We start from the raw sequence: 11,559 nt of genomic DNA on the forward strand, positions 1-11,559 counted from the left end.
AAGGTCAACACGCCCTATGAACTTATACCCATTAAGTCGGTCAAATCGAAAATATGACCGACGTATGTTCTAACAGGATTATTGATGAAAAAAGTATTCGCACTTCTATTTATGAGTTTCTCAGTGTTGGCTTCTCCGAAAGAAGAGCTGAGTAGTCGCTTAGCATTGAACGCAGGTTTTAGCGCTGACTTTAAACAAGTCGTGACGAGCCCTGATGGTGATGTCGTTATGGAAGGTGAGGGCACGGTAGAGATTGCACGCCCAAGCTTATTCCGTTGGGAAACCACTTTCCCTGATGAAAACCTACTGGTATCTGACGGTCAAAGCTTGTGGTATTACAGCCCATTCATTGAGCAAGTGAGTATTTACTGGCAAGAACAAGCAACATCGCAAACACCTTTTGTGCTGCTGACACGTAACCAAGAAAACGATTGGGATAACTACAACGTAGCGCAGTCGGGTAATCAATTTACACTAACACCAACGGCAGTCGACTCGAATCAGGGTGACTTCCAGATTAATATCAACGAAAAAGGCATTGTTCAGGGCTTTAATGTGATTGAACAAGATGGTCAGAAAGGTGAGTTTACCTTTAGCAACGTCGACTTAGGTAAACCTGCAGCAGACCGCTTTACTTTTGTGGCGCCGGAAGGTGTCGAGGTCGACGACCAAAGAAACTGATCTAGACAGCAGATCGTTTGGTAGCGCGTCGATAGGCATTGGTGCCATCAATGAATCAAGAGATTGCAATTGAGTAATTACAGCTTAGATTTTGCAGGGGACGAAGATTTTCGTCCCCTTGCTGCTCGTATGAGGCCTGAAACTGTCGAACAGTACATAGGTCAGCAGCATATATTAGGTCCAGGTAAACCACTTCGCAGGGCATTGGAAGCGGGCCATATCCACTCGATGGTTTTGTGGGGGCCTCCTGGCACCGGTAAAACCACGTTAGCGGAAGTAGCAGCAAACTATGCTAACGCAGAGGTTGAACGCGTATCGGCAGTAACCTCGGGTGTAAAAGACATTCGTATCGCCATTGAAAAAGCGCGTGAGAACAAGCAAGCAGGACGCAGAACTATCCTGTTCGTGGACGAAGTCCATCGCTTTAATAAAAGCCAGCAAGATGCCTTTCTGCCGCATATTGAAGATGGCACTGTAACCTTTATTGGCGCGACGACTGAAAACCCATCTTTTGAATTGAACAACGCTTTGTTGTCGCGTGCGCGTGTTTACAAACTGACTTCGCTGAATACAGATGATATCTCCCTTGTCATTCGCCAAGCTATCGAAGATAAACAGCGTGGGTTAGGTGATATGTCGGCCAATTTTGCTGATAATGTATTAGATCGCCTTGCTGAACTGGTCAACGGTGATGCACGCATGTCGCTCAACTATCTTGAGCTTTTATATGACATGGCAGAAGACAACGATAAAGGCGAGAAAGCGATAACGTTGCAGTTGTTAGCTGAAGTGGCTGGCGAGAAGGTTGCTCGTTTCGATAACAAGGGTGATATTTGGTACGACTTGATCTCCGCTGTTCATAAATCGATTCGTGGTTCAAACCCTGACGCGGCTTTGTATTGGTCAGCAAGAATGATTGCAGCGGGTTGTGACCCTTTGTATATCGTAAGGCGTTTGCTGGCGATTGCTTCTGAAGATATTGGCAATGCTGATCCAAGAGCAATGCAGGTCGCAATGTCGGCTTGGGATTGTTTCACTCGCATTGGCCCAGCAGAAGGGGAACGTGCTATTGCGCAGGCGGTAGTTTATCTTGCGTGTGCACCAAAGAGTAATGCTGTTTACACTGCTTGGAAGCAAGCTCTAGCAGATGCTCACAACCTTCCTGAATATGAAGTCCCTCATCATTTGCGAAATGCACCTACAACTTTGATGAAGGACATGGGCTATGGGCAAGAATACCGTTATGCTCATGACGAACCAGGAGCCTACGCGGCTGGTGAAAAGTATCTGCCTCCTGAAATGGGAGAGAAGCAATACTATTTCCCAACAAAACGAGGCTTAGAGACAAAAATTGGCGAGAAGCTAGATTATCTGGCGGATTTGGACGCAAAAAGCCCACAAAAACGCTATGAAAAGTAGTCTTTTTTGGATATCGTTACCTAGTCATAAAAATTCAATTAAATCGTTATAAATTGGTTGAAATAGCACCAGTTTTAGGGGTTTAGCAGTGATTCAGTAGCAATCTACTGAATATTCAAATAACTAAAGCATAGGATTAGCAATGCTGGATTCTAAATTACTTCGAGCTGAGCTGGATGAAACAGCGGCAAAATTAGCACGTCGAGGCTTCACCCTTGATGTAGAGACAATTCGTGAACTTGAAGAAAAACGTAAGTCCCTTCAGATGAAAACTGAAGAGCTACAAGCGTTACGTAACTCTCGATCGAAGTCCATTGGTCAAGCGAAAGCAAAAGGCGACCATGAAGAAGCTGAGCGTATCCTTGCAGAAGTAGGCAACTTAGGCGCAGAACTAGACCAAGCTAAAGTAGCATTGGCTGATCTTCAATCTGAGCTAGAAACGATCACAATGTCTATTCCTAACCTACCTGATGCAGAAGTGCCAGATGGTAAAGATGAAGATGACAACGTAGAAGTTTCTCGTTGGGGTCAACCTAAGACTTACGACTTCGAAGTGAAAGATCATGTAGATCTTGGCGAAATGTCTGGCGGTCTTGATTTTGCTAGCGCAGTAAAAATCTCGGGTTCTCGTTTCATCGTGATGAAAGGAAAATTCGCACGCCTACACCGTGCTATTGCTCAGTTCATGCTTGATCTTCACACTGATGAGCACGGCTACACAGAAATGTACGTACCGTACCTAGTGAACCACGATAGCCTTTACGGTACTGGTCAGCTTCCTAAGTTCGGCGAAGACTTGTTCCACACAAGCCCGCTAACTGAGCAAGTAAGTGACGTGCCTCTTAAGACTCTATCGCTTATCCCAACTGCGGAAGTTCCGGTAACGAACATGGTTCGTGACACGATTACTGATGAAGCCGAACTGCCACTTAAGATGACAGCTCACACACCATGTTTCCGTTCTGAGGCGGGTTCTTACGGTCGTGACACTCGTGGTCTTATCCGTATGCACCAATTCGACAAAGTTGAATTAGTACAAATCACTAAGCCAGAAGACTCAATGGCAGCGCTTGAAGAGCTAACAGGTCACGCTGAGAAAGTACTTCAACTTCTAGAGCTTCCTTACCGTAAAGTGATTCTATGTACTGGTGACATGGGCTTCGGTTCTGCGAAAACTTACGACTTAGAAGTCTGGGTTCCAGCGCAAGAGACTTACCGCGAAATTTCTTCTTGTTCAAACATGTGGGATTTCCAAGCACGTCGTATGCAAGCTCGTTTCCGTCGTAAAGGCGAGAAGAAACCTGAACTTGTACACACACTTAACGGTTCTGGTCTTGCTGTTGGTCGTACTATGGTTGCTATTCTTGAGAACAACCAAGAAGCAGATGGCCGTATTGCTATCCCAGCAGTACTTCAGCCATACATGGGCGGCGTAACGCACATCGGTTAATCTAATGTTTTAGGCATTGCCCTAAAAATAGATGACTCAAAAGGCTTTGCTGTTATGGCAAAGCCTTTTTCATTTCTGGAGGTTACCAAAGCTGATATTACATCAACAGAAGCTACATGTAAGAGAAGTTCGCTTTGGCTTCATTATCTGCTTGTTTGCAGGCCAGCAAGGCTTTGCGATAGTAATTTTGGTAATTGTTTTTAGTCAGCTCATCTAGGGTATACAGCTGTGTAATGACCTCATCACATTGCTGAATAATACTCAGAACCTGTTTAGCTCCCATCGAATCAGGCCAGATAACAGAGAGTAGCTTTACGATGTTCATGCACACGTTCTTGATCATCGGACAGCGCTTATGAATATCTAAGTAAGCCCCTAGTACCTGCTTGTAATCCGAAGACGCTTGTTTGATCGTGATGTTTTTTTGCTTTAGCCATTCCATCTTTTCTGTGTTTCGGCGCTTCATTTCAGCGCACATGGTCATCTGACTCGATATCACCGTCTCATTGGCCGTTTTGATGATCAACATGCCACAACGGTTGTCTGCGACTTTGAATTCATTCTCACAGCTCATCTTGTCGAGTAGCCATGTGTGATGATAAATGACAGGAAAAGCATTGAAGTCATTCTTGTCGTGCAGCGTGTTCAAAATGGTGACAGCTTTTTGGTACTGTTTTGATTCCATTGCAATGTGCGCAGCTATAAGCGCTAAGTCCACTTGTAACTCGGTTCTTTCCTCCGTTGGTATCTTTGATATTAGGTAGTTAACCTGATCCAACGTTGCTTGGTTGTTTACTTCATCAGACGCGCAATAGAGTAAAAAGCGAATATGATTGAGTTTCATGTAGAGATTATCGCGAAAGGTACCTCTATTGATTTGTATATAGTTTTGATAGTGAGCCAGTGCTGACTTTGAATCGTTGACTGATAAGCATAAATTGGCGATGGCTAACTCTCTCTCAGAGTTACCGGGTGTGAGCTCACTGGCTAACTTAAAATGAACAATGGCGTCTGGCACCTTGTTGCTGATCAGATTCACTTGAGCCGCTTGGTCTTGGTACAAAGTGCTAGAGGGCGCAGAGTCGATTAAACTCTCGATCATACATTGCGCTTCATCGAGTCGACCTAAATTCGCAAGGCTGTTTGCTAATCCTGCCTGTGCCCAATCAAAACTACCTTCATCAAGTGCATTCTCATAGACACGTTTGGCTTGTTCATAGAGCTTGAGTTTAGAGAGGAAACAGCCTTTAAATTGTTGAATGGTGGCAAAGTACTCTGGGTGAAACGCGATAAGTTCTTCACAGTATTCAAGCCCCTGTTCGTAGTTGTTGTCGCGTTCGGCTTTATAGATGTTTTGCAACACTGACTTTTTGGTGAGTGAGCTTGTGATGCGTTGTTTCAACGTTTCACGGTTAAATGGTTTTAATAGATAGTTGTCAGGTCTGAGCTCGAGTATTGGGCGTATGGTCAGTGCTGAGTTCTCGCCCGTTACTAGGATAAATATCCCGTCATCTTTTAATCTTTTAGACTGTTTCAACTCTTCAAAGAGCTGTTTGCCGTTGATGGTGTTACCAAAGTTGTAGTCACAAATAATCACATCAAACGTTGTATCGCTTGTGAAAGCCATAGCGATGCGTGGTGACTTGGCGATTGAAATCAGTCGCTCTGAAAATCCGATGTGGACTAACATGTTACGGATGGTCGATAGCACTATCGCAGAGTCGTCAACGATGAGTGCATTTAAATGAGTTAATTTCATGTTTATTTTAAGTTGTTTGCTGACGTGAATTCCGAAAAGCTTGCTGGCTTGGACGTAATAAAACCTTGGTATTTGGTCATGCCAATTGTTTTTAAGTATTCAAGGTCTTGTTGTTGTTCAACACCTTCGACGATACAAGAAAGCCCTAGGTTTTCTGCTAAGTTGATGCAAGCTTTTGTTAGAATCTGATTCTTTTTGTTTTCGCTAATATTGTTTACAAAACTGCGATCTACTTTTAATTCAGTAAATGGCAGGCTTGATAGTTGTGACAGAGAGGCGTAGCCGGTGCCGAAGTCGTCAACCGATAGCCCAACACCTAACATGCTCAGTTTCGCGATATTTTTATAACAGTGCGCGTCAAGCAAGATCGTTTCATGCTCTGTGATCTCTAGAGTCAGCAGTGATGGCTCGATTTTGTACTTGTTACATAAGCTTGCAACTTGATCCGCAATTTCGAGTTTTAACGTCGATTGCTCAATGTTGATCGCGAAGTGAATCGGCTTACGCATTGATGAAATGTCTTTGAGAGCCAGTTCAAGCACAGTAAAGAAAAGTCGATCCATTAAGCTAAGTTGGCGCAAAGCATCCATAAAATGGAAAGGGGTTAGCAATCCCAATTCAGGGTGCATAATACGTGCAAGTACCTCAACCCCAATCAGTGTCGATTGTTCTACGGAGTGTTGCGTCTGATAAGCGTTGGTAAACCACTCCTTTTCAAAGGCTTCAATCGTTTGCTGCTCACTCAACGTTACTGCGGTTGGCAAGATAGATTTAGCGGTTTGAGTGCGTTTGTATGTCGACAGTAAGCGTTGTATATGTGTTTCATCTACCGGCTTCGGTATTGCTTCCACTTCGTTGTAACCAATGAGATTGCACATGCTTTTTGTCGAATCCAGTGCAGCATCAGCCATAGCGCTCAAAATGACGACCGTTTGTATGGATGCCTGTGCCTCTGGGGAAGCCAACAGTGTTACGCCATCTATTTGTGGTAGCTGAAGATCACAGAATGCAATATCAAAACGATGTTGTTTACATAGCTCTATCGCATCTTCACCATTGTATGCGGTGTAGACTTCGTCAACGCTATAGCGTTTGAGTAGGATCTGAATTTGCGTCGCTTGTAAGAGTGAATCCTCAACGATGAGAATTTTCATAGTGAATTTAACCTGTTTATAACTGCATGAGCTGAGGCAATAGCCAAATCCAACTCTTCAATTAGCTTGTGACAATACATAGGGTTTTCCGTATTTTGTTCACAATCCTTTGCAGCATAATTTAGAGAGTCTAATCCTAGTAAACTCGCTGATCCCTTTATCCTATGCGCTATTGCTTTGATGTTTGGGTTTGCCTCTAACAGCATCGCTTTGTCTAAGCTGAACGAGTCCAAGATGACGGTCGCCATCTGAAGTTGTTCTTCCGGGCTGTAGTTTTTCGCCCAGGATTGATCTGCTGCTTTTTCTTGCTGAGGCAGTAACGTTTCGAGTGCGTATGCGAGCTCTTCAAACGAGTAGGGCTTATAAATCACTTGATCCATTCCCACGTGTTCAGCTTTCTCTATCACTAACTTTGAGTCTTCGGCGGTACAACCAATAATGGGTAGGTGCTTAAACTTATCGATCGAGCGAATCTTTTCAGTCAGTTGATAACCATCTATGTTCGGCATATGACAATCCGTGATGATGATGTCCACGAGTCTTTCGTTGCTCTCTAGTTCTTCCATCGCTTCTTGCCCATCTTTTACAATGATCGTTGTTAAGCCAAAGCGCTTGAGCTGTTTGGCAAATAGCAAGCGGTTAATGGGATCGTCATCGGCGATCAGCACGGTACCAGCAAAGTGGTATTCGATAGCCGGCGTGTGAGCCACACTTTTACCTTGCGAAGTGATATCGCTGAGCAGTAAATCTGGATACAAGTTCTGCCACTGTGTGGAGCGCTCAATCACCGGACCATAATCATTCATTTGACTATCGATTTTCCAAGCTTTAAGCCACGACAATACTTCTCTGTCTTCGCAAGAGATTGGAGTGTTGACGATGATAGGAACTGTGCCGCCTTTGATTGGCAGCGTAATAGTGACTTTTGTCCCCAAGCCTAGTTTACTTTCGATGTTCAACTTGCCGTTCATCATGTTCACAAGGCGTTGAACCACTGTTATGCCAAGGCCTGTACCGCCGTAACGTCGGCTGATACTGTGGTCACCCTGTGCGAAAGGTTGAAAAGCTCGAGTGATCTGCTGATCTGACATTCCGCAACCTGTATCTGTAATCGTTAATTGCAGTTGCGTGGCAGATGCTTTAACGGAAACTAAAATGAAGCCATCTTCAGTGAATTTAATGGCATTATTTAGAAGGTTATTGAGTATTTGTGTCACTCTTAACCAGTCTAAACTTGCGCTCGCGATTGCGTTCATTTTCCAATCAAGTTTGAATTGAAGATTGTTTAATCGCGCATTTGTCTCAAAGGTTCTAAAAATAGGACACAGTTCTTCATAGATGTTGCTCACCTTAGACTCTAAATGAAGCTGATTAGCCTCCATTTTTGAGATGTCGAGAATATCGCTGACAAGCAGCTTTAAGCGCTCCGCAGATAACTGAGCATTGCTAAGAAGCTCCACGTCATCTTTATTTTCTATTTTGGTACTCAGCAGTTCCATAAGGCCAATCATGGCTGCAATCGGTGTACGCAGTTCATGGCTAACGATCGCTAAGAATAGATCTCGAGCTTTGATCGCCTCTTGAGCTTTTTTATTTGAAACTTCGAGCTCACGCTGCTGTTTCTCCCACTTTGTCAGGTCATCGAGCACGGTCACTATGTAAGAATCATCTTTCGGTGCGTTTTCGAGGTATTGGCGAATCACCCTAAAGTGTTGCTCGCCGCTACTGCAATTACATTTTATGGTGCTCCAGATACCAAGTTTGTCACTCAATTGTTCATCCTGATCATTGAGCCAGCAAAAACTTGGTCTTTCTCCATGAGCCAGAGAACGGCATGCAGACATCTGCTTATCGAAAGCGCTGTTCGCTAGAATCAATTGACCATTTTGGTCATGAATAGCAATGAGGCTAGGTAGGTTGTCTAGTAGATCAGTTAACCACTGGATCTGATCGTAGCTACGTTGCTCTGATAACTGAGCACGCGTTAGTGATAAAGACAGTCTACGTGTTCTTACCAAACCAAAAATGATCAACGCGAACACTATGCATGAGATCATTAGGGTATAAGCGATAATACGCTCTTTACTGTAGCCATATTGTGCAGTGATGTTGTGATGCTTCAGGGTCAATAAGTCGATTTCATTTTGTGTGGTCAATGACACCGCTGAATTAATCACATTCTGTAAGAATGTAGAGTCTTTACGAAGAATGACGCCCATTTTTCGAGAAAGTGGTGCGCTTTCGTCACTCGCGATAATATGAAAGATATTGCCATACCCGTTATAGACATAAAGATTCGCGATGCTTTGAGGAATGTACGCGTGAGTGATCTTTCCATTGCTCATATCATTGATTAGAGAGTCAATATCTTGATATAGGACTGCGTCTGCCAAGTCAGCATTGAGAGAGTCTTTTTGAATAAAATAACCGGTTCTATCGAGTATCGCAGTGCGTTTAACATCCCACGGTTTATTGGCTTCTGTGTAAGCCCAATCAAGCGTCATAAAAGGTTGGCTGAATTGGAACTCTTGATTGTTGGGTTGCTCGACATCGAACCCCGGTAGGAATTCGACCTCTCTGTTTCTCAACATATCGACAATGTCTTTGCCGTCTGGTGGGATGTATTCAAAAGAAACACCAAGCTTTCTTGAGATTAATGCTACTGCGTCATGAATAAATCCAACCGTTTTTTTACTTGCAGGATCCAAATAAGAATATGGGTATGTGTTTTCACTTACGGTGTATCGAATAGTGTGACGATCATATTCACCTTCTAGTACTTGATTAATCAAATCATCATAAAAATGGAAGAAATAATCTGAGTAACGTAGGGCAATATCTTTGGCGTTACTAATGAGTAAGCGATCGACGATTGATTTCAGTTGCTTATCTTCTTTTCTCATCATTATTTGAATACTAAAAGAAGGTATCTCTCTCGAGTATTCCAAATTACCTTGCCATTCTCCAGGGGTCACAACAGAGTAATAGCTTTGTATGGATGTCAAATCGAGAACGGTAGCGTCCGCATTACCTACCGAAAGAGCAGTAATTAACTCGGGGGTATTGTTTACAAATATGATTTTAGAGTTACCTTGGTCTTTGATGACCTGACAAAACATTGAATTGCGAATACAAGCCCACGTTAGATCTTTCTTCGAATTATTTTGCGTGTTTTCGTCTCGGTACCAATACACATTGGGTATTTCGTACAGGCTGCTAGAAAAAGCGAAATGCTCATCACGCTCTTTTGTTTGAGCATAACCAAAGGTTAGATCGGCCTCTCCGTTCTTAATGGCCTTATGTAGAGTTCGAGAAGATAAGTAATCTTTAACAACTATGTCGATACCCAGTTTTTGTTCTAATAATTCAACAATTTCGGATTCGGATCTGTGATTCTTATTTACAATGAGATCTTCCCACATTCGTTTATAGACGTAGGTAGGTTTGGCAATAACAATCGTTTTCTTTGAACGTAGATAATTGAGTTGTTCATCACTGAGGTTTATTTCAGAGGCAAGGCTTTGAAAAGAAAAAGGCAGTAGAGAAAAAAAGCAGATTAAAAAGTTTTTCATAATATTCGAGACAATATAAAGTCTCGGCATTTTATGATGAGCATTTATCCAATAGGTAATACTCTTTTTCTATTTATTTCTATGGTTAAGATTAATCTTATTTGTCGATTTTATACTTTCAAAAATAACAGATAGAAACATCCAATTAAGGCGCTTCTATCTGTTGTTACTGGTTTATTTAAAGCAAGCTGGATCCTTGATTGCTGAATCGATTGATTTCACAAGTTGTTGAATATGTTCCGGTTTGCTAATGAAGGGAGGCATCATATAAATCAACTTACCAAATGGACGAATCCAAACCCCTTGTTCAACAAAGTGAGCTTGGATGGTTTCCATATCGACAGGTGTATGGGTTTCAACGACGCCAATAGCGCCCAACCAACGAACATCTTTGACAAGATTATGCTCTCGCAAAGGCGGTAGCAACTCAGAGAAAAGTTGCTCAATTTGTTGAGTCTGATTTTGCCAATCGCCTTGCTCTATGATGGACAAGCTTGCCGCACCTACCGCGCAAGCTAATGGGTTACCCATAAATGTTGGACCGTGCATAAAACAACCCGCTTCACCGCCACATACTGTGTCAGCAACTTCTTTACTCGCAAGCGTTGCTGAAAGGGTCATGTAGCCACCAGTTAGCGCCTTACCTACACATAAGATATCCGGTTGAATATCGGCATGTTCGCAAGCAAAAAGTTTCCCTGTACGGCCAAACCCGGTCGCAATCTCATCCAAGATCAGCAAGACGTTGAATTCATCACACAGCAAGCGAACCTGTCTCAGAAATTCAGGATGGTAGATACGCATACCGCCAGCACCTTGGACGATTGGCTCTAAGATCACGGCAGCAACTTCTTGGTGGTGTGCGGCTAGCTTTTCTCGAAAGCTGTTTATGTCGCTCGCATTCCATTGATCCCAAAAACCTGTTTTCGGAGAGTCTGCAAAAATGTGTTCAGGCAAAAAACCTTTGTAAAGGCTATGCATTGAGTTATCTGGGTCAGTGACTGACATCGCTGCAAAGGTATCGCCATGGTAGCCATCTCTTAGCGTGAGAAACTTTGAACGAGGTTGCCCTTTAGCGTGCCAATACTGCAGTGCCATTTTTAGGCTAACTTCCACGGCTACCGAGCCAGAGTCGGCCAAAAATACATGTTCAAGATTATTTGGCGCGAGATTCAAAAGCTTTTTACATAGATCGATAGCGGGTTGGTGGGTGATACCACCGAACATAACGTGTGAAACTTTATCGATTTGGCTGTGAGCGGCCGCATTTAATGCTGGGTGGTTATAGCCATGGATGGTTGACCACCAAGATGACATGCCATCAATAATGCGTTTTCCACCTTCTAATTCTAGGTAAACACCGTCTGCATTGGTGACTGGATAGCAGGTCAGAGGTGTTAACGTTGATGTGTAGGGATGCCAGATATGCTGGCGATCAAAGGCGAGATCCATAGTAACTCCCATTCTTTTTGGTTAAAAAGTAACCATATGTAAACTTTTTATATTATCAATGTGTTGACAGTC

General features: G+C 43.2%; 7 protein-coding genes. 3 read left to right on the top strand and 4 right to left on the bottom strand.

Features of this window, described 5'->3' with window-relative positions:
* Positions 1–84: 84 nt before the first annotated feature.
* The 3 genes from lolA (at position 85) to serS (ending at position 3,550) form a co-directional block, all read left to right on the top strand.
* Complete coding sequence (gene lolA / locus ACFI6G_RS00355; RefSeq protein ID WP_016768556.1) at positions 85–681, top strand: outer membrane lipoprotein periplasmic chaperone LolA; 597 nt, start codon at positions 85–87, stop codon at positions 679–681.
* 63 nt (positions 682–744) lie between these two features.
* Positions 745–2,100: a replication-associated recombination protein A gene (locus ACFI6G_RS00360; protein ID WP_016768557.1), complete on the top strand. Its 1,356-nt coding sequence runs from the start codon at positions 745–747 to the stop codon at positions 2,098–2,100.
* A gap of 142 nt (positions 2,101–2,242) precedes the next feature.
* Entirely contained in the window at positions 2,243–3,550 is a 1,308-nt protein-coding gene (serS, locus tag ACFI6G_RS00365) for a serine--tRNA ligase (protein ID WP_010439959.1), read from the top strand.
* Positions 3,551–3,662: 112 nt separating this feature from the next.
* On the opposite strand, the gene ACFI6G_RS00370 is transcribed toward serS, so the two are convergent.
* The 4 genes from ACFI6G_RS00370 to bioA all read right to left on the bottom strand — a co-directional run bounded on the left by ACFI6G_RS00370 (position 3,663) and on the right by bioA (position 11,487).
* Entirely contained in the window at positions 3,663–5,309 is a 1,647-nt protein-coding gene (locus ACFI6G_RS00370; protein ID WP_371964271.1) for a response regulator, read from the bottom strand.
* Between the two features lie 2 nt (positions 5,310–5,311).
* Positions 5,312–6,463: an EAL domain-containing response regulator gene (locus tag ACFI6G_RS00375; RefSeq protein ID WP_016784637.1), complete on the bottom strand. Its 1,152-nt coding sequence runs from the start codon at positions 6,461–6,463 to the stop codon at positions 5,312–5,314.
* Entirely contained in the window at positions 6,460–10,065 is a 3,606-nt protein-coding gene (locus ACFI6G_RS00380; RefSeq protein ID WP_016784636.1) for a hybrid sensor histidine kinase/response regulator, read from the bottom strand. The genes ACFI6G_RS00375 and ACFI6G_RS00380 overlap by 4 nt, the downstream gene beginning before the upstream one ends.
* A gap of 144 nt (positions 10,066–10,209) precedes the next feature.
* The gene (bioA, locus tag ACFI6G_RS00385) at positions 10,210–11,487 is read right to left on the bottom strand and encodes an adenosylmethionine--8-amino-7-oxononanoate transaminase (protein WP_016784635.1); all 1,278 of its coding nucleotides are present in this window, start codon (positions 11,485–11,487) and stop codon (positions 10,210–10,212) included.
* Positions 11,488–11,559 lie beyond the last annotated feature (72 nt).

This window comes from Vibrio sp. PSi01, from assembly GCF_054960695.1.